The sequence below is a fragment of the Bacteroides sp. genome (assembly GCF_052357945.1).
Taxonomy (GTDB): Bacteria; Bacteroidota; Bacteroidia; order Bacteroidales; family Bacteroidaceae; genus Bacteroides.
Map to the genome: position 1 here is coordinate 1 of NZ_DAWCXD010000104.1, position 17,922 is coordinate 17,922.

16 protein-coding genes and 1 other RNA gene are annotated in these 17,922 nt (G+C 43.4%); 10 read left to right on the forward strand and 7 right to left on the reverse strand.

Translation table 11 applies throughout. From position 1 onward, the window contains the following. The first annotated feature begins 219 nt into the window (after window positions 1–219). Complete coding sequence (locus tag ACT8YW_RS16470; protein WP_004296651.1) at window positions 220–1,104, forward strand: DUF3078 domain-containing protein; 885 nt, start codon at window positions 220–222, stop codon at window positions 1,102–1,104. Window positions 1,105–1,273: 169 nt separating this feature from the next. On the opposite strand, the gene ACT8YW_RS16475 is transcribed toward ACT8YW_RS16470, so the two are convergent. The 4 genes from ACT8YW_RS16475 to ACT8YW_RS16490 form a co-directional block, all read right to left on the reverse strand. After that, window positions 1,274–1,918 (reverse strand): DedA family protein, encoded by a 645-nt coding sequence (locus ACT8YW_RS16475; RefSeq protein ID WP_004296652.1) that lies wholly within the window; start codon window positions 1,916–1,918, stop codon window positions 1,274–1,276. A gap of 30 nt (window positions 1,919–1,948) precedes the next feature. Further along, complete coding sequence (locus ACT8YW_RS16480; RefSeq protein ID WP_444106206.1) at window positions 1,949–3,400, reverse strand: tetratricopeptide repeat protein; 1,452 nt, start codon at window positions 3,398–3,400, stop codon at window positions 1,949–1,951. 102 nt (window positions 3,401–3,502) lie between these two features. Continuing rightward, the gene (locus tag ACT8YW_RS16485; protein WP_444106208.1) at window positions 3,503–5,242 is read right to left on the reverse strand and encodes a glutamine--tRNA ligase/YqeY domain fusion protein; all 1,740 of its coding nucleotides are present in this window, start codon (window positions 5,240–5,242) and stop codon (window positions 3,503–3,505) included. A 48-nt stretch (window positions 5,243–5,290) separates the two neighbouring features. Next, on the reverse strand, window positions 5,291–6,103 hold the full coding sequence (locus tag ACT8YW_RS16490; protein WP_004310267.1) for a PstS family phosphate ABC transporter substrate-binding protein: 813 nt from the start codon (window positions 6,101–6,103) through the stop codon (window positions 5,291–5,293). Between the two features lie 177 nt (window positions 6,104–6,280). On the opposite strand from ACT8YW_RS16490, the gene pstC reads away from it, so the two are divergent. The 6 genes from pstC (at window position 6,281) to ACT8YW_RS16520 (ending at window position 11,420) form a co-directional block, all read left to right on the forward strand. Further along, on the forward strand, window positions 6,281–7,477 hold the full coding sequence (gene pstC / locus ACT8YW_RS16495; protein ID WP_195646711.1) for a phosphate ABC transporter permease subunit PstC: 1,197 nt from the start codon (window positions 6,281–6,283) through the stop codon (window positions 7,475–7,477). Window position 7,478: 1 nt separating this feature from the next. Then, complete coding sequence (gene pstA / locus ACT8YW_RS16500; RefSeq protein ID WP_444106211.1) at window positions 7,479–8,354, forward strand: phosphate ABC transporter permease PstA; 876 nt, start codon at window positions 7,479–7,481, stop codon at window positions 8,352–8,354. 8 nt (window positions 8,355–8,362) lie between these two features. Then, complete coding sequence (pstB, locus tag ACT8YW_RS16505) at window positions 8,363–9,121, forward strand: phosphate ABC transporter ATP-binding protein PstB (RefSeq protein WP_004296658.1); 759 nt, start codon at window positions 8,363–8,365, stop codon at window positions 9,119–9,121. A gap of 53 nt (window positions 9,122–9,174) precedes the next feature. Further along, window positions 9,175–9,864, forward strand: coding sequence for a phosphate signaling complex protein PhoU (gene phoU / locus ACT8YW_RS16510; protein WP_444106213.1), 690 nt, complete (start codon window positions 9,175–9,177; stop codon window positions 9,862–9,864). Between the two features lie 375 nt (window positions 9,865–10,239). Further along, window positions 10,240–10,842, forward strand: coding sequence for a riboflavin synthase (locus ACT8YW_RS16515; RefSeq protein ID WP_004303876.1), 603 nt, complete (start codon window positions 10,240–10,242; stop codon window positions 10,840–10,842). A 32-nt stretch (window positions 10,843–10,874) separates the two neighbouring features. Further along, the gene (locus ACT8YW_RS16520; RefSeq protein WP_008777194.1) at window positions 10,875–11,420 is read left to right on the forward strand and encodes a nitroreductase family protein; all 546 of its coding nucleotides are present in this window, start codon (window positions 10,875–10,877) and stop codon (window positions 11,418–11,420) included. A gap of 171 nt (window positions 11,421–11,591) precedes the next feature. On the opposite strand, the gene ACT8YW_RS16525 is transcribed toward ACT8YW_RS16520, so the two are convergent. From ACT8YW_RS16525 to rnpB, 3 genes are all read right to left on the reverse strand, one after another. Further along, a complete protein-coding gene (locus ACT8YW_RS16525) occupies window positions 11,592–11,825 on the reverse strand; it encodes a hypothetical protein (protein WP_444106221.1) in 234 nt (77 codons plus the stop codon). Between the two features lie 55 nt (window positions 11,826–11,880). Further along, on the reverse strand, window positions 11,881–13,200 hold the full coding sequence (locus tag ACT8YW_RS16530) for a YihY/virulence factor BrkB family protein (protein ID WP_444106215.1): 1,320 nt from the start codon (window positions 13,198–13,200) through the stop codon (window positions 11,881–11,883). A 112-nt stretch (window positions 13,201–13,312) separates the two neighbouring features. Then, window positions 13,313–13,698, reverse strand: an RNA gene (rnpB, locus tag ACT8YW_RS16535) — RNase P RNA component class A. 98 nt (window positions 13,699–13,796) lie between these two features. On the opposite strand from rnpB, the gene ACT8YW_RS16540 reads away from it, so the two are divergent. The 3 genes from ACT8YW_RS16540 to ACT8YW_RS16550 all read left to right on the forward strand — a co-directional run bounded on the left by ACT8YW_RS16540 (window position 13,797) and on the right by ACT8YW_RS16550 (window position 17,688). After that, complete coding sequence (locus ACT8YW_RS16540) at window positions 13,797–14,777, forward strand: C40 family peptidase (RefSeq protein WP_444106217.1); 981 nt, start codon at window positions 13,797–13,799, stop codon at window positions 14,775–14,777. A 4-nt stretch (window positions 14,778–14,781) separates the two neighbouring features. Continuing rightward, window positions 14,782–15,933, forward strand: coding sequence for a dipeptide epimerase (locus ACT8YW_RS16545; RefSeq protein ID WP_444106219.1), 1,152 nt, complete (start codon window positions 14,782–14,784; stop codon window positions 15,931–15,933). A gap of 219 nt (window positions 15,934–16,152) precedes the next feature. Next, window positions 16,153–17,688, forward strand: a complete 1,536-nt coding sequence (locus tag ACT8YW_RS16550) for a trypsin-like peptidase domain-containing protein (RefSeq protein ID WP_004296667.1) — start codon at window positions 16,153–16,155, stop codon at window positions 17,686–17,688. Window positions 17,689–17,922 lie beyond the last annotated feature (234 nt).

The window sequence follows — 17,922 nt, forward strand, 5'->3', positions numbered from 1 at the left end:
ACATTTTAACAAGCGAAAAGGTAGAAGATTGTCAACTGCTGATTCGCATTATTAACTATTAGTTGCAGCTAATAAACGAATATGGCTAATACTTAATACTTAAGCCTGCTACTTATCTTAAAGATTTTGACCTAATGGGAACTGGTAAAAAGGCTTGGTAAACTGCCAAGGCTCCGTTCTTGTTAGGTTGTGTTTTTTCTACACTAAACCTCAACTATCATGAACAAAATGAAAACTCTATTCATCGCCCTGTTATGTATGGGCGTTGGAACCTTGTCGGCCCAAACTGCCGATAGTACACAAATTTCTCCCTGGACAAAAGAAGGATTTGCCGGACTGAAACTAACGCAAGTGAGCCTCACTAATTGGGCTGCCGGAGGTGATAACTCCGTTGCCTTTGACTTGCAGGGCACTTATCAGATTAATTATAAGAAAGGAAAACATCTGTGGAATAATCGTATCGAACTGGCTTATGGATTAAATAAGACCGGTGACGACGGAACTAGGAAAGCAAATGATAAAATCTATTTGAATACGAATTATGGCTATGCTATTGCCAAAAGTTGGTATGCCAGTGCGTTCGCCACTTTCCAGACACAGTTTTCTCCAGGATATGACTACTCCGTCAATAAAGACATTGCTATCTCCGAATTTATGGCTCCTGCCTATTTGACTACCGGTTTGGGCTTTACGTATGATCCGGGTAAGATATTTACCGTTGTATTGTCTCCTGCTGCGTGGCGCGGAACATTTGTACTCAATGACCGTCTCTCTGACGAAGGAGCTTATGGAGTGGATCCGGGCAAACATCTGTTATCCAGCTTCGGTGCTAACTTGAAAGGAGAAGCCAAATATGAATTCTTGAAGAATATGACGGTATATTCACGTTTGGATCTATATTCCGATTATCTGCATAAGCCGCTGAATATAGATGTGAACTGGGAAGTACAAGTAAATATGATTATCAATAAATGGTTCTCAACCACACTTACTACTAACCTGATGTATGACGATGATGTGAAAATCGTGCAAAAGGATGGAACAAAAGGTGCTCGTGTGCAATTTAAAGAGATATTGGGAGTAGGAGTTCAGTTTAATTTCTAATTAGCTCTTATCTACCACAAAAAATAAACCACAGAGGACGTAGAATACACAAAGAAGTAAGAATTTAACGGGTAATAGCCGATTTACAATAATGGATGCCCCGGTAACTCTATGTTCTTGCTTTGTGTTCTCTGCGTCCTCTGTGGCTTTGCAATGAGTATTTTACTACTTATTTTCTTTTTTTCAGCCCTTTATAAGCCAAAAAAACGATTACAATTACCACCACTGCTATAATGACATAGCCGATTTCGTGACTGTATTCGGTGGCCATTACATAGACATCGTTAGTCGTTTTGAGGTCTGTAAAACGGTAAATCAGGTATCCGAGCAAAGCTAATATACTGTTCCATATAGCAGCGCCGAGAGTTGTATAAAGCAGGAAAGGACCTATTTTCATGCCGGCTAACCCTGCGGGAATACTGATAAGTTGGCGTACAGCCGGAATAAGACGGCCAAAGAAAGTAGAGGCTGCACCGTGCTTTCTGAAATATTCTTCTGCATGGTGTATTTTCTCTTCGTCAATAAGGCACATGTGCCCTAAACGGCTGTTAGCGAATTTATAGATAATAGGACGACCCAACCAACGTGCCAGATAATAATTAACTAATGCACCGATATCTGCTCCTATAGTTGCAAATAGGACAACGAGAAAGATATTCATACTGTCGTCTGCCATAGCTTTCCATGCGGCAGGGGGTACTACGGCTTCCGAGGGGAAGGGAATAAAAGAGCTTTCGATAGCCATAAAAATAGTGACTACCCAATAGTTCAAGTTTTCTAATACCCATTTAAGAAGTTCTGCTACTGATTCCATGTTTTTTGAGGATAGAATTTATAAATTGATTTATTTTTTTCCTTTTGTTTTTTTCTTATTCTCTTTTTTCATGCGTTCCCACACTTCTTTGAGAGTTCTTTCGTCTTCTTCTCTGTGTTCGGGACTGTTCAACAGATCCAGGATCATGTCTTCTTCCAGTGGATGTTCACATTCCTTGTTATATTTAAAGAAGTTGTCGATTTCACCGTGCATGAGGCAAAGAACACTCAATTTCTCCGTCACATCTTCATATTTCGGATTTATCTGGTACACTTTTTCAAAGTATTCTTTCGCTTCGATCAGATAGTCACTTTCCGAATAAGCAGAGGCAATCATATACCACATTTCTATGTTCGGATTGATCTCTATCGTTTTTTCGAAAGAGATGGCAGCTTCGTCTTCCAGTTCCTCTGCCAGGTATAGTTTTCCTTCTGTCAGATAAATCAATCCCTCGTTCGGGTTTATCTCTTTGGCTTTCTCGCATAGTTCATGCGCCTCTTCATACCTTTCCAGGTGAGACAGGGCGAATGCTTTGCTGGTATAGGTGTCTATCAATAAAATAGACTGCTTGTCTCCGTCTTCTTCAAAACGTTCGATCACTTTGTCGTAATAGTCATCGGCTTTTTGCCATTCTTCTTTATTACCGTAGGATATTCCCATAAACATGTAACCCAGTTCGGGGGGAATGGCTTTGAGCTCAATCGCCTTTTGGTAATTCTCGATGGCATCATCCGAATTGTTCAGATAGAAGAAACAATGTGCCTTGTAGGCATAAGCTTCCCCGTACTGATCGTCGGCTGCCAATGCGAAATCACAGGCTTCGATGGCTTTGTCTATTTGTTCCTGGACAAAGTAACATTTCACCAGTCCCATCCAGTAGGAAGGGTTGAATGGAGATTTGTCAATGAGTTTATTGTAATAGATGATGGCCGATTCTACCTGATGGGTCGATGCCAGATAATCGGCTGTGAGAGCCATATATTCTTCATCTTCGGCATAACGGGATTTACCTCTGTCGAGCCATTCTTTGGCTGCGTCCGGGTATCCCATGTCCAGATAGAGAAAAACAACATCAATGATTGTTTCCAGCTCGTCGGCATCCGCTATTGTGCTTAACAGCCGTTGAGCTTCTTCCAGTTTTCCTCCATTCAGCAATAGTTCGGCTTTCAGCAGTTTCACTTCGGAATCAAATTCTTCGGTAATCGAATCCGCTACTTTTTTTGCTTTTTGCAGCTTTTGGGTATCCAGGTAAAGATATGCTTGTTCTATAAGCAAATCTGTGTTTCCCGGATGTATTTTAAGTCCATAAGTGATTACTTCTTGTGCTTCTTCAAATTTTCGTTCGGAGGCATACCAGTCGGCGATGTCGGCCAATTGGTCAGCATCCAGATAAAGTTGTCGGTTTTCTGCTTTTGCTTCTTCGTAGTTTGTGATTAGTGTGACTAGTTCCTTTTTTGCTGATGGCGAATTTTTTCTACCCATTTTACTTTTAGATTTTTAATTGCTAAGATGGGGCTGTTGCAAAAGTTCAGATGATGATCCTTTTGACACAGCCCCATTGTAAAGTTAAGCTTGAAAGCTTAGTTATTTATTGATCTTACCCCATGTGTCTTTCAACCCTACTGTACGGTTGAAGATTAGTTTATCCGGGGTTGATTCTTTGTCGATATTAAAGTAACCGATCCGTTGGAACTGCAGATAGGAGAGTGGAGGCAAGGTAGCTGCGAACTTCTCTATGTAGCAGTTGGGCAGAACTTTCAATGAATCCGGATTAATGATTTCTTTCATGGCTTCCAGTGCTTCGCATTTTTTTGCTTCGCGGATGGCAGCCAGTTCGTCACGTGGATTTTCCACTTTCCACAAACGGTCGTACAAACGTACTTCTGCTTGCAGGCAGTGGTTGCAGCTTACCCAATGGAGCGTACCTTTCACCTTGCGGTTCGCATCCGGCATGCCGCTACGGGTATTTGCGTCATATTCGCAATATACTTCTGTGATTACACCGTTTTCGTCTTTCTTGCAACCGGTGCATTTTACGATATAAGCATTTTTGAGACGTACTTCTTGTCCCGGTGTCATGCGGAAATATTTCTTGGGAGCGTCTTCCATGAAGTCTTCGCGCTCCATCCACAATTCGCGGCTGAACTCGATCAGGTGACTTCCTGCTTCCGGATCTTCCGGATTGTTGATTGCTTCCAGTTCTTCAACCTGTCCTTCCGGATAGTTGGTGATAATCAATTTAACCGGGTTGATTACTGCAGATATACGGGTAGCACGGCTGTTCAAATCATCCCGGACAGAGCTTTCCAACAGGGCGATGTCGTTCAGGGCATCGTAAGTGGTATATCCGATTTTATCGATAAACTTATGAATGGACTCCGGTGAATAACCGCGACGGCGGAAACCGCAGATCGTCGGCATACGAGGGTCGTCCCATCCGTTTACCAATCCTTCTTTCACCAGTGTGAGCAGGTTACGTTTGCTCATCAGGGTGTAGCTTAGGTTCAGTTTGTTGAATTCAGTTTGACGGGGACGGTTGTCGTTCAGGTCTTTTCCTTCTTTCAACCAATCGATGAAGAGGTCGTAAAGCGGACGGTGTACCACAAATTCAAGTGTGCACAGAGAATGAGTCACTCCTTCGAAGAAGTCACTCTGTCCGTGGGCGAAGTCATACATCGGATAAGCTTTCCAAATAGTACCCGTACGGTGGTGCGGGTGTTTCACTACACGGTAAATAATCGGATCGCGGAAGTGCATATTCGGATTAGCCATGTCAATCTTGGCACGGAGCACCATGGCGCCTTCTTCGATCTCGCCGCTATTCATTTTCTTAAAAAGTTCGAGGCTCTCTTCGATAGGACGGTTCCGGTAAGGGCTTTCCACACCCGGTTGGGTAGGAGTACCTTTCTGCTGTGCAATCAGTTCGGAACTCTGTTCGTCGATATATGCTTTTCCCTCCTGAATCAGGCGGATAGCGAAGTCCCATAATTGTTGGAAGTAGTCGGAAGCGTAGTATTCGTTTCCCCACTGGTAGCCTAGCCATTGGATATCTTCTTTGATAGCTTCTACATATTCCACATCTTCCTTGGTAGGGTTTGTGTCGTCGAAACGAAGGTTACATACACCGCCGTGTTTTTCTGCGATGCCGAAATCAAGGCAAATAGCTTTGGCATGGCCGATGTGAAGATAGCCGTTGGGCTCGGGCGGGAAACGCGTCTGCACTTTTCCACCATTTTTACCTTCTTTCAAGTCTTTCTCTACTGCCTGTTCAATAAAGTTCAAGCTTTTCTTTTCGCCTGCTTCTTCGTTTTTAATATCTGTCATAACGGTTAATGTTATCTGTATTTAGGCTACAAAAGTAGGACATTTTTTTTATTTAACCGGAATATAACCGCTCTTTTTTATAATGTCCTGTCCGTCGGATGAAAGAATAAACTGAATCAGGGGGCTAACTTGTTCCTTATTTTTTACATTGTAATAGTAGTAAAGCGGCCGGACGATAGGGTAGGTTTTGTTGGTGGCATTCTCTACCGTAGGGGTGGCGTAGTGGCTTCCGTCATAAGACACGGAAAGCGTTTTGACACGGGGAGACACGTAGGCCAGTCCTACATATCCGATAGCTCCTTTGGTCTGGCTGACAGACTGGATAATAGCACCTGTTGCCGGCATGGAAAGGCTGCTTGCCATGTAGTTTTTATTTTTCAGTACGCTCTCTTTGAAAAATTCGTAAGTACCGGACGATGTTTCACGCGAGTAGACTACTATTTTTCGGTTGTCTCCGCCTACCTGTTTCCAGTTGGTTATCTTCCCCCGGAAAATATCCTCCAGTTGTTGGCGGGTCAGCTGTTTCACCGGATTAGAGGGATGCACCACCACGGCGAGGGCGTCGTAGGCAACAATCACTTCGTTTACTTCTTCTCCTGCCGCTTTAATTTTCATCTTCTCGCTGAACTTGATCGGGCGGGAAGCCATTGCAATGTCCGTTGTATTATCCATTAAAGCGGAGATACCCACACCGGTTCCGCCACCGGTTACAGTGACACGGGCATCCGGATGCTGGTTCATAAACCGCTCTGCTGTCTGTTGTGCGACAGGCAGTACCGTGTCGCTACCTTTTATACGTTGTGCGTTGGCACCGAGCGAGAGTAAGGAAAGGGCGATTAATAAGTTTCTTCTCACTTTCATATTTCTTCTTTTTATTGACTTTGCAAATTAAGCAATCGGATATTACATTTCCATTTCATACGGAATGGAAATGATACTTGTAACACAAACGTAACATAATTGAAACATTTCCTTCAAACGTTAGTCACACTTCCTTAATAAAGAGACGCTTTCTTTGCATCAGAAATCATAGTAGGTATGAAAAAGGTATTTGAAAGGATTATAGAAGGAATGTTGACTTGTAGCGGTTTCGTGACAAGTATTACTATTCTGCTGATTGTACTCTTCCTTTTCACGGAAGCTTTCGGGCTGTTCAAGAGTAAGGTGATTGAAGAGGGATATGTGTTGGCGCTGAATAAGAGCAACAAAGTTAGTGTGTTGAGCCCTGCACAGATAAAAAATGTTTTTGATGAGGAGATCACAAACTGGAAGGAACTCGGTGGGGAAGATCTCTCTATCCGGGTTTTTCGTTTGGAGGATATAACGCAGTATTATACGGAAGAGGAGCTGGGACCTGCTTATGAATATGCAGGCGACAAGATTACGGAACTGGTAGAGAAAACACCGGGTATCGTAGCTTTTGTTCCGCAGAAGTTTATTGTTCATCCGGACGCGGTGCATTTCATAGAGGATAACACCATTTCCGTGAAAGATGTATTTGCGGGTGCCGAATGGTTTCCTACGGCCACTCCGGCAGCTCAATTCGGCTTCCTGCCGTTGATTACCGGTACGTTGTGGGTGAGTCTGTTCGCCATTCTTTTTGCTTTGCCGTTCGGGCTTTCGGTTTCTATCTATATGTCTGAAGTGGCAAACCCGAAAGTGCGGAACTGGCTGAAACCGATTATCGAACTGTTGAGCGGTATTCCTTCCGTGGTCTATGGCTTTTTCGGGTTGATTGTCATCGTTCCGTTGATTCAGAAGTTGTTTAATCTTCCGGTGGGAGAGAGCGGCCTGGCAGGGAGTATCGTACTGGCCATCATGGCATTGCCTACCATCATAACGGTGACGGAAGATGCGATGCGTAACTGTCCGCGTGCAATGCGGGAAGCGAGTCTGGCGTTGGGGGCTTCTCAATGGCAGACTATATATAAGGTAGTAATTCCTTATTCTATTTCGGGTATTACATCCGGCGTGGTACTTGGCATCGGACGTGCTATCGGAGAGACGATGGCGGTATTGATGGTGACCGGTAATGCGGCTGTGATTCCGACAACTATTCTTGAGCCTTTACGTACCATTCCGGCTACGATTGCCGCCGAACTGGGAGAGGCTCCTGCAGGTGGTCCGCACTATCAGGCATTGTTCCTGTTGGGTGTCGTACTGTTCTTCATTACATTGATTATCAACTTTAGTGTGGAATATATTTCTTCTAAAGGATTAAAACGTAGTAAATAAGATGGAAATACGGAGTAATAATAAAGCTAAACACCGTTCGCAGAAATTTGCTTTCGGGATTTTCCGGTTGTTGAGTCTTTGCATTGTATTGATATTGTTTGCGATTCTGGGATTTATCATCTATAAGGGAATCGGTGCTATCAGTTGGGATTTTATCACTTCGGCTCCTACGGACGGAATGACAGGTGGCGGTATCTGGCCGGCTATTGTCGGTACCTTCTACCTGATGGTGGGAAGTGCGCTGTTTGCATTTCCGATAGGGGTGATGAGTGGGATTTATATGAATGAGTATGCGCCGAAAGGCAGGTTGGTACGCTTTATCCGGGTGATGACCAATAACTTGAGCGGTATTCCTTCCATCGTATTCGGATTGTTCGGTATGGCGCTGTTTGTCAATTATATGGGGTTTGGTGATAGTATTCTGGCAGGCTCTTTGACATTAGGTTTGCTTTGCGTACCTTTGGTCATCCGGACAACGGAGGAAGCCTTGAAAGCCATTCCCGACAGTATGCGTGAAGGTAGCCGGGCATTGGGAGCGACGAAGTTGCAGACGATATGGCACGTTATTCTGCCGATGGGTATGCCGAACATTATCACTGGGTTGATTCTCGCCTTGGGACGTGTTTCGGGAGAGACGGCGCCGATTCTGTTTACTTGTGCCGCATACTTCCTGCCGCAACTTCCTACCGGCATTTTGGATCAGTGTATGGCCTTGCCTTACCATTTGTATGTGATTTCCACCAGTGGAACGGATATAGAGGCACAACTGCCGCTGGCTTATGGCACGGCATTGGTATTGATTATGATTATCCTGTTGGTGAATCTGCTGGCTAATGCCTTGAGAAAGTATTTTGAGAAAAGAGTAAAAACGAACTAAATTAGTATATGGATACAGTGAAAATAGATGCGCGTGATGTGAACTTCTGGTATGGGGACTTTCATGCATTGAAGGGCATCAGTATGCAGATTGAGGAAAAATCGGTTGTTGCTTTTATCGGACCGTCCGGTTGTGGCAAATCTACTTTCCTCCGGCTTTTCAACCGGATGAATGATTTGATTCCTGCTACCCGTCTGGAGGGAGAAATCCGTATCGACGGACATAATATCTATGCGAAAGGCGTGGAAGTGGACGAACTCCGCAAGAATGTGGGAATGGTGTTCCAGCGTCCCAATCCTTTCCCGAAAAGTATATTCGAGAATGTGGCTTACGGACTTCGTGTGAATGGAATAAAAGATAATGCTTTCATTCGCCAGCGTGTGGAGGAAACATTGAAAGGAGCGGCTCTTTGGGATGAGGTGAAAGATAAGTTGAAGGAATCGGCTTATGCACTGTCCGGCGGACAGCAACAGCGTCTTTGTATTGCCCGTGCAATGGCTGTCTCTCCTTCGGTATTGCTGATGGATGAACCTGCGTCTGCGCTCGATCCTATTTCTACGGCGAAAGTGGAGGAGTTGATTCATGAATTGAAGAAGGATTATACGATTGTAATCGTTACGCATAATATGCAGCAGGCAGCCCGTGTCAGTGATAAGACGGCGTTTTTCTATATGGGAGAAATGGTGGAGTTCGATCAGACGAAAAAGATATTCACCAATCCGGAGAAGGAGGCTACCCAGAATTACATAACGGGACGTTTTGGGTAATCCGGGTATCTGGAACCCAGTTGATAGAATATTAATCATTTATATAATAGATTATGGTAAAGTTTATAGAATCGGAACTCATCCTATTGAAAAAGGAAATTGATGAAATGTGGACATTGGTGTACAACCAGCTTGACCGTGCCGGAGAGGCTGTGTTGACCCTTGACAAGGAGCTGGCTCAACAGGTGATGGTTCGCGAACGCAGGGTGAATGCTTTTGAATTGAAGATAGATAGTGATGTGGAAGATATCATCGCATTGTATAATCCGGTGGCGATTGATCTTCGTTTTGTGTTGGCTATGTTGAAAATCAATACGAACTTGGAACGTTTGGGTGACTTTGCGGAAGGAATCGCCCGTTTTGTACTTCGTTGCAAAGAACCGGTATTGGATGCAGAGCTGTTGTCTCGTCTCCGCCTGGCAGAGATGCAGGCAGAGGTGTTGTCGATGCTGGAACTGGCAAAACGTGCCTTGAATGAAGAGAGTAATGATTTGGCGGCAGGAGTGTTTGCTAAGGATAATTTGCTGGATGAAATCAATGCGGATGCAACAGGTATTCTTTCAGACTATATTATCGAACATCCGGAAGCTGTACATACTTGCGTAGATTTAGTCAGCGTGTTTCGTAAACTGGAACGTTCGGGAGACCATATTACCAACATTGCCGAAGAAATTGTTTTCTTCATTGACGCCAAAGTGTTAAAACATCGTGGCAAAACGGACGATAACTATCCGGAAAAGTAATTTTCTGCCGATTTTTAAACAGAAATTAGGGCTCCTTAAAAAATTATCTTATATTTGTCTCCTGTAACGGACAAGTTGCAGGAGATTTTGCTTCAAATGATAATAAATCCAAAGAATTTTCAAAAATATGTTATATGACATGTTTTATAATTTGGATAGTATCGGTAAAACCGCCTATATTTGCACCGTTATCCTGAAAACAATCTTTTTACCTTAAAAAAAAACTAATACCTATTGAAAACTGAAAAATGGAGCTTTGTGAAAAGCCCCATTTTTTTTTGCTCTTATTTTCTAAGCTGCTTCCTTATTCGTATCTTTGACCCTTGCATTAAGAGAGTACTTTCAATTGTAAAATTGTAAATAGTAAATAGAATTATGTTTTCTGGAATCGTAGAAGAATATGCTACTTTGGTAGCACTGGTGAAAGACCAGGAGAATATACACTTTACATTTAAGTGTTCGTTTGTGAATGAGTTGAAAATCGACCAGAGTATTTCTCACAATGGTGTATGCCTGACGGTAGTGACTCTGACGGATGATACGTATACGGTGACTGCCATGAAAGAAACGTTGGAGCGTTCTAACCTCGGTTTGTTGAAAGTGGGGGATAAGGTGAACGTTGAACGTAGCATGATGATGAACGGTCGGTTGGACGGACATATCGTTCAGGGACATGTGGATCAGACTGCTACTTGTATCGATATTAAGGATGCGGAAGGCAGCTGGTATTTTACATTCCGATATGCGTTTGACAAGGAGATGGCGAAACGCGGATATATCACCGTGGATAAAGGTTCGGTGACTGTGAACGGTGTTAGCCTGACGGTATGTAATCCGACGGATGATACTTTCCAGGTGGCTATCATTCCTTATACATACGAGCATACGAACTTCCATACGTTTGAGATTGGCAGTGTGGTAAATATCGAATTCGATATTATCGGCAAGTATATCAGCCGGATGATTCAATATAAATAAGAAAATATAAATAAGTGACCGGAGGATTGGAAATGGCATATACTGATTTTCTTCAATTGGTGCAGGCTCGTCAAAGTGACCGTTCGTATGATAAGGAACGTCCGGTGGAGCCGGAAAAGTTGGAACGGGTACTTGAAGCTGCACGTTTGGCGCCTTCAGCCTGCAACGCACAACCTTGGAGGTTTGTGGTCATCACAGACAAGGAACTGGCTCAAAAAGCCGGGAAAGCTGCTGCTGGCTTGGGAATGAATAAGTTTGCCAAAGATGCTCCCGTGCATATTCTGGTTGTAGAAGAATCTGCTAATATAACCTCCCTGCTTGGCGGAAAGGTAAAAGGCAAGCATTTTCCGTTGATCGACATTGGAATAGCGGCTGCTCATATTTCTCTGGCAGCTGAAGCCGAAGGTTTGGGTTCTTGTATTCTGGGTTGGTTCGATGAAAAAGAGCTGAAACAGCTTGCCGGTATTCCTGCTTCGAAACGTTTATTGCTGGATATTGTCATTGGCTATCCGGCAAAGGAAAAACGTAAGAAGATAAGGAAGCCGAAAGAAAAGGTGATTTCATACAATCGTTATTGATTGAAAAATAATTATATTCTTAGCCCTTTAGGATAAGCATATAACAGAAAGCATCGTTGGTTTTAAAGGAAGGGGACGCTCCTTTTAAACCTACGATGCTTTCCTTTTAAAGGAACGATCTGTTTCTTTAAAACCAATAAATGGCTTTTTAAGGTGTTGATAGTTAGTGTGTTATTGATGCCTCCGGAAAAGCGGCATCAATAATGCTATATTTATTTCTTTTTTGACAAATCTTTCAATAGGTAGTCTATTGCTGCTTTCAGTTGTGCATCTTCTCCTTTCAGGCTGGCTGCCGATATATTGTCCGCGTGGCACGAAACGTTGATATTCCTTTCCACTAAGTAAGGTGACTACATCATCGTGCAGCCATCCGCCACCATTATGGCGGGTATCTACCTCTTTCATTTTTTTCTAATCTAATTGTGTTAAGTTCATTTTAGCGATTTAAGGTTTGACTTTCCTACAAATCCTTCAGTAATACTTTACTTGCTTTTTTATAGTATTCTTCTCTGGATTCGGTCAGCACCTTCCATTCGTCGTTGAATTCTTCGTCTTTGTCAATTTTGAAATTCTCGGAGCCGTATGTGTCCAAACGGTCTAGCAGGACAGCCACATTCAGTTGATTGATATCCATTGAAGGCTGGTAACCGATTTCTTCGCTTTTTTCGTCGGTAACCACCTCGTGAATCAATTCTATTTCCTGTAACTGATAAAGTACCTGGTTTGTCAGCCGGATGGGGATCTGATGCTCTTCCGATATTTCTGCAGCCGTATAGGGCGGTTTGTTCTTTTCGAATCGTTTGGCTATGAGTGACATAATCAGGATGGATATAAAATCCCGGTATCGTCTGCTGATGTTCCGGGTGTCTTGGTCAAAGCTAAAACTGCGGATATTCTGTCCGGCATACGTCAGTTCGGCTCCAAACAAACAGATTGTCCAGGATATCTGCAACCAAAGCAGGAATAAGGGAAGTGCGGCAAAACTACCATAAATGGCATTGTACTTTGACACCCACAACTGGCTGTTGATGTACAGGAACTGAAAAGCCTGATAAGCAGACCCTGCTAGAATACCTGCAATGAGAGCATGCTTGAATTTCACTTTCGTATTCGGCATGAAGATATACAGCCCGGTGAACATCAGCCATGTCAGGACGAAAGGAATAAGCCGTATCATGAATTTCATAACAGGAGCGAGCAGAACGAAATCATCCATCTGCTTGAGAATGGTGCTCATAAACAGAGAAAGTCCTCCGGATACCACGATCAGAATCGGCATCAGCAGGAACATGGAGAAATAGTCCGTAATCTTGCGATACATGGATCGTGCTTTTTTCACTTCCCAGATACGGTTGAAGGTGATTTCAATATTACTGACCAGGTTGATAACCGTCCATAACAACATTACCAAACCAACTCCAATGAAAATACCTCCTTTGGTCTGTGAAAGATAGGAATTGACAAATGAGAGAATGGCCTCCGTTGTTTCTGTATTTCCTCCAAAACCGTTGCGGAACTGATGTTCCATCAGGTTGTCGAACCCGAAACCACGCGCTACGGCAAACAGGATGGCAAGTATCGGTACAATGGCAAGCAATGTGCTATAAGTAAGTGCAGAAGCTTTATTGGCCATCCGGTCTTTGGTAAACCGATTGATACAAAGATAGACGGTCTTTATAATATTGTAGAGTGAGAACTTGGTCCGGGTCACTTCGTCTTCCGTAATGCGCCAGATGTCATACGTAAGAAACTTCCATATATCGGTGATTTTCTTCTTCATAGTTCTTCGCTAATTACTAATTGCAAGCAACTAATTACTGATTACAACAGACTTGCTCGAACAGTCGATCCTCATCCATTAGTCATTTGTAATTAAATGGATAATTAAAAGAAAAAGCAGTCAGCCTATAAGCCGAGTTCTGTACCCATATAATTTCCGATTATTAATCTTTAATTATATCAGGTGCCTGTCATTTATCTGAGTGGCGTGTCACCACGACACTTTAGCGGTCTACCCTCCGACATGGAGCGAGCAACTCTCATAACGCCGGTTTACATGACCTTACAACTCCTAAGACGTACAGCCCGCATGTCGCCATGCGACTGGTGGGCTCTTACCCCACCTTCTCACCCTTACCTCTCCCCGAAAGGAGCGGCGGTTATTTTCTTCTACGTTACTCTACCCTCGCGGACAGCTTTCTGTTAGGAAGTAGGATGCTCTATGTTGCCCGGACTTTCCTCCTGCACGAAACATGCACGCGACAGACCGGCCAACTGCTTTAGACTGCAAAAATACGTCATTTATTTTGTTTTAGCCAAAGAAAGTATCACAAATAGAAATAATTTCTAACTTTGCTATCATTAAAATAGATTTTAATGAAGAAGAATATCCTCCTTTTCTATTGTTTTCTGGCGATGATGGCAGCTAGCCTGAAAGCACAGGAAATACGTCCCATGCCTGCCGATTCGGCTTATGGGGTAGTACATATTTCAGTTTGCAATTTGCGCGAGGAAGGCAAATTTACTTCCGGTATGAGTACGCAGGCATTGTTGGGAATGCCGGTCAAGGTGCTTCAGTATAACGGTTGGTACGAGATACAAACACCGGATGATTATACCGGATGGGTGCACCGGATGGTGATTACCCCCATGTCAAAAGAACGGTATGATGAATGGAACCGGGCAGAAAAGATAGTGGTTACCTCGCACTACGGATTTGCGTATGAAAAACCGGATGAGAGTTCCCAACCCGTATCCGATGTTGTTGCGGGCAATCGTTTGAAGTGGGAGGGGAGCAAAGGACATTTCTATCAAGTGTCTTATCCCGACGGACGGAAAGCATATCTTTCGAAATCCATTTCCCAACCGGAAGCGGAATGGCGAGCTTCACTGAAACAAGATGTTGAAAGTATCATTGAAACAGCTTACTCGATGATGGGAATTCCTTATCTATGGGCAGGAACCTCTTCCAAGGGAGTGGATTGTAGCGGACTGGTACGGACCGTACTTTTTATGCATGACATTATTATCCCGAGAGATGCCTCTCAACAGGCCTATGTGGGCGAACATATCGATATTGCTCCTGACTTCTCTAATGTCAAACGGGGAGATCTGGTGTTTTTCGGCCGGAAAGCGACTGCGGAACGTAAAGAAGGTATTTTTCACGTCGGCATTTACCTCGGAAACAAGCAGTTTATCCACGCATTGGGAGATGTGCACGTCAGCAGCATGAATCCTGCGGATCAAAACTATGATGAATTCAACACGAAGCGTTTACTTTTTGCTGTCCGTTTCTTACCTTATATAAATAAGGAGAAAGGAATGAATACCACAAATAAGAACCCCTTTTATCAATAAAAGAATGCAGAACAGGAGAGATTTTTTGAGAACGGCAGCTTTGGCTGCTTTCGGTTCGGGGTTAGTAGCCCGTCAGGCACTAGCCGGAGAATCGTTGCTTTCTACCATTCATATAAATAAGCTCGGTTTGGGAGGGAAGATGAAAATGACTTTTTTCCCTTATGAATTGAAGTTGAGGCACGTGTTTACAGTTGCCACTTATTCGCGTACAACAACTCCCGATGTGCAGGTAGAAATAGAATATGAAGGCGTGACGGGATATGGAGAAGCCTCTATGCCTCCTTATTTGGGAGAAACAGTAGAGTCTGTGATGAATTTCCTTGGGAAAGTGAATCTGGAACAGTTTAGTGATCCTTTTCAGCTAGATGACATTTTGTCATACGTTGACAGACTCTCGCCAAAGGATACGGCAGCTAAAGCTGCGGTAGATATCGCCCTTCATGATCTGGTAGGGAAACTATTAGGAGCTCCCTGGTATAAGATATGGGGATTGAACAAAGAAAAGACACCTTCCACTACCTTTACGATAGGCATCGATACGCCGGATGTAGTGCGGGCGAAAACAAAAGAGTGTGCCGATCAGTTTAATATATTAAAGGTGAAACTGGGACGGGACAATGATAAGGAGATGATTGAAACCATTCGTTCGGTAACAGACCTTCCGATAGCGATAGATGCCAATCAAGGATGGACAGACCGCCAATACGCGCTCGATATGATTCATTGGCTGAAAGAAAAAGGCGTTGTGATGATAGAACAGCCCATGCCTAAGGAGAAGCTAGAGGATATTGCCTGGATAACGCAACAGAGCCCGCTACCGATATTTGCGGATGAATCCTTGCAGCGTCTGGGAGATGTAGCCGCTTTGAAAGGCGCTTTCACGGGAATCAATATAAAGCTGATGAAGTGTACCGGTATGCGTGAAGCATGGAAGATGGTGACATTGGCTCATGCACTCGGCATGCGTGTCATGGTGGGCTGTATGACAGAGACTTCCTGTGCTATTTCTGCAGCTTCACAGTTCTCGCCATTAGTGGATTTTGCCGACCTGGATGGCAACCTGCTTATCTCTAATGATCGCTTTAAAGGGGTGGAAGTGGTGAAAGGAAAGATCACTCTGAATGACTTACCTGGAATCGGTGTCATGAAAATCTGACTTTACTGAATGAATGTCAGAGTGTTAAAGCCATCTGACATACAACGAATGTAAATTTGTCAGGTGTTGTCGTTAACCGCTGTTAAGCTCCAAATATTCTCTGTTAAAAGTGGACAAAAAAGAGTGACAAGTAGAATAAGTGAACGATATTTGTTATTATTTTAACGTCGTAAAAGTTAAAACAATGTCGAATATTAACATTTTAAAGAATTATAAATCATGAAACAGACAACAAAGAACATTCTGGGAGTAGGAGCAATCATTCTTCTTAGCTCAGGAGTTGCAGGATTGACAACTTACAAATTGTTGCAATCTAACGAATCTGCAAAAGAAACATCTTTTAATGAGATGTTCAAGCAGAATCCCAATGTCAAATTGGCTGCTTTTGACGCTGTGAACGCTCAACCTGTTGATTTGACACAGGCTGCTGAGAATTCACTTCATGCTGTCGTACATATAAGGTCTACTCAAGAAGCTAAAACAAGAACTGTTCAGCAAGCGCCGGACATTTTCGATTTCTTTTTTGGTGATGGACGCGGACAGCAACGTCAGGTACAGTCTCAACCTCGTGTAGGTTTTGGTTCGGGAGTAATCATCTCGAAGGATGGATATATCGTAACGAACAATCACGTAATTGAAGGTGCGGATGAAATCAGTGTGAAACTGAATGATAACCGTGAATTTAAAGGACGCGTGATTGGCACTGACCCCAGCACCGACCTTGCGCTGGTGAAAATTGAGGGTGATGATTTCCCGACTATTCCGGTGGGAGATTCCGAAGCGTTGAAAGTAGGAGAGTGGGTATTGGCAGTAGGTAACCCGTTCAATTTGAACTCTACTGTAACTGCCGGCATCGTAAGTGCAAAAGCCCGTTCTCTGGGAGTATATAATGGTGGTATAGAATCATTCATCCAGACGGATGCTGCCATCAACCAGGGTAACAGTGGTGGTGCACTGGTAAATGCCAAAGGTGAATTGGTTGGTATCAATTCAGTGCTTTCTTCTCCGACAGGTGCTTATGCAGGATACGGTTTTGCTATCCCGACCAGCATTATGACGAAAGTAATTGCCGACTTGAAACAATATGGAACAGTACAACGTGCATTGCTCGGTATTCGTGGTGGCTCTATCGGTAGCAGTTTGATGGACGACCGTCAACCGATTGACAAATCCGGTAAGACACTGGCAGATAAAGCTAAAGAACTGGGTGTTGTAGAAGGAGTATGGGTTTCTGAAATCGTAGAGAATGGTTCTGCTGCCGGAGCTGATATCAAAGTCGATGACGTAATTATCGGTGTGGATAATAAGAAAGTATCCAATATGGCTGACTTGCAGGAAGCACTTGCTAAACATCGTCCGGGTGATAAGGTGAAAGTAAAACTGATGCGCGATAAGAAGGAAAAGACCGTTGAAGTAACGTTGAAGAACGAGCAAGGTACTACCAAGATCGTGAAGGATGCAGGCATGGAAATCCTGGGAGCTGCTTTCAAAGAGTTGCCGGATGACTTGAAGAAGCAATTGAATCTAGGTTACGGTCTGCAAGTGACAGGAGTTTCTTCCGGTAAGATGTCAGATGCAGGAGTTCGTAAAGGCTTCATTATCCTGAAAGCTAATGACCAGCCGATGCGCAAAGTCAGCGATTTGGAAGAAGTAATGAAAGCTGCTGTTAAGTCTCCGAACCAGGTATTATTCCTGACCGGTGTGTTCCCATCAGGTAAACGCGGATATTTCGCTGTCGATCTGACTCAAGAGTAATATATAAAATAAGGTAAGAAGATTGTAGAATAAGCTAATGAAACAGAAAAAGGATGCCGACAATCAACTTGTCGGCATCTCTTTTTGTTTTATTAGATGAAAAATATAGTGTAAAAGTTACTTAATTTTGTATGTTAACAAATTATTTGTCGTAACTTTGCACTCCAAATCTGTTTTTAAAGAATGAGACAACTAAAGATTACCAAAAGTATCACTAACAGAGAGAGCGCTTCT

Bases quoted from the DNA above. Each gene is read 5' to 3' on its own strand.
- ACT8YW_RS16550 (WP_004296667.1), top strand. From the start codon at position 16,153: ATGAAACAGACAACAAAGAACATTCTGGGAGTAGGAGCAATCATTCTT.
- ACT8YW_RS16520 (WP_008777194.1), top strand. From the start codon at position 10,875: ATGGCATATACTGATTTTCTTCAATTGGTGCAGGCTCGTCAAAGTGAC.
- ACT8YW_RS16490 (WP_004310267.1), bottom strand. From the start codon at position 6,103: ATGAAAGTGAGAAGAAACTTATTAATCGCCCTTTCCTTACTCTCGCTC.
- pstB (WP_004296658.1), top strand. From the start codon at position 8,363: ATGGATACAGTGAAAATAGATGCGCGTGATGTGAACTTCTGGTATGGG.
- ACT8YW_RS16525 (WP_444106221.1), bottom strand. From the start codon at position 11,825: ATGAAAGAGGTAGATACCCGCCATAATGGTGGCGGATGGCTGCACGAT.
- ACT8YW_RS16540 (WP_444106217.1), top strand. From the start codon at position 13,797: ATGAAGAAGAATATCCTCCTTTTCTATTGTTTTCTGGCGATGATGGCA.
- phoU (WP_444106213.1), top strand. From the start codon at position 9,175: ATGGTAAAGTTTATAGAATCGGAACTCATCCTATTGAAAAAGGAAATT.
- pstC (WP_195646711.1), top strand. From the start codon at position 6,281: ATGAAAAAGGTATTTGAAAGGATTATAGAAGGAATGTTGACTTGTAGC.
- ACT8YW_RS16530 (WP_444106215.1), bottom strand. From the start codon at position 13,200: ATGAAGAAGAAAATCACCGATATATGGAAGTTTCTTACGTATGACATC.
- pstA (WP_444106211.1), top strand. From the start codon at position 7,479: ATGGAAATACGGAGTAATAATAAAGCTAAACACCGTTCGCAGAAATTT.
- ACT8YW_RS16475 (WP_004296652.1), bottom strand. From the start codon at position 1,918: ATGGAATCAGTAGCAGAACTTCTTAAATGGGTATTAGAAAACTTGAAC.
- ACT8YW_RS16545 (WP_444106219.1), top strand. From the start codon at position 14,782: ATGCAGAACAGGAGAGATTTTTTGAGAACGGCAGCTTTGGCTGCTTTC.
- ACT8YW_RS16470 (WP_004296651.1), top strand. From the start codon at position 220: ATGAACAAAATGAAAACTCTATTCATCGCCCTGTTATGTATGGGCGTT.
- ACT8YW_RS16480 (WP_444106206.1), bottom strand. From the start codon at position 3,400: ATGGGTAGAAAAAATTCGCCATCAGCAAAAAAGGAACTAGTCACACTA.
- ACT8YW_RS16515 (WP_004303876.1), top strand. From the start codon at position 10,240: ATGTTTTCTGGAATCGTAGAAGAATATGCTACTTTGGTAGCACTGGTG.
- ACT8YW_RS16485 (WP_444106208.1), bottom strand. From the start codon at position 5,242: ATGACAGATATTAAAAACGAAGAAGCAGGCGAAAAGAAAAGCTTGAAC.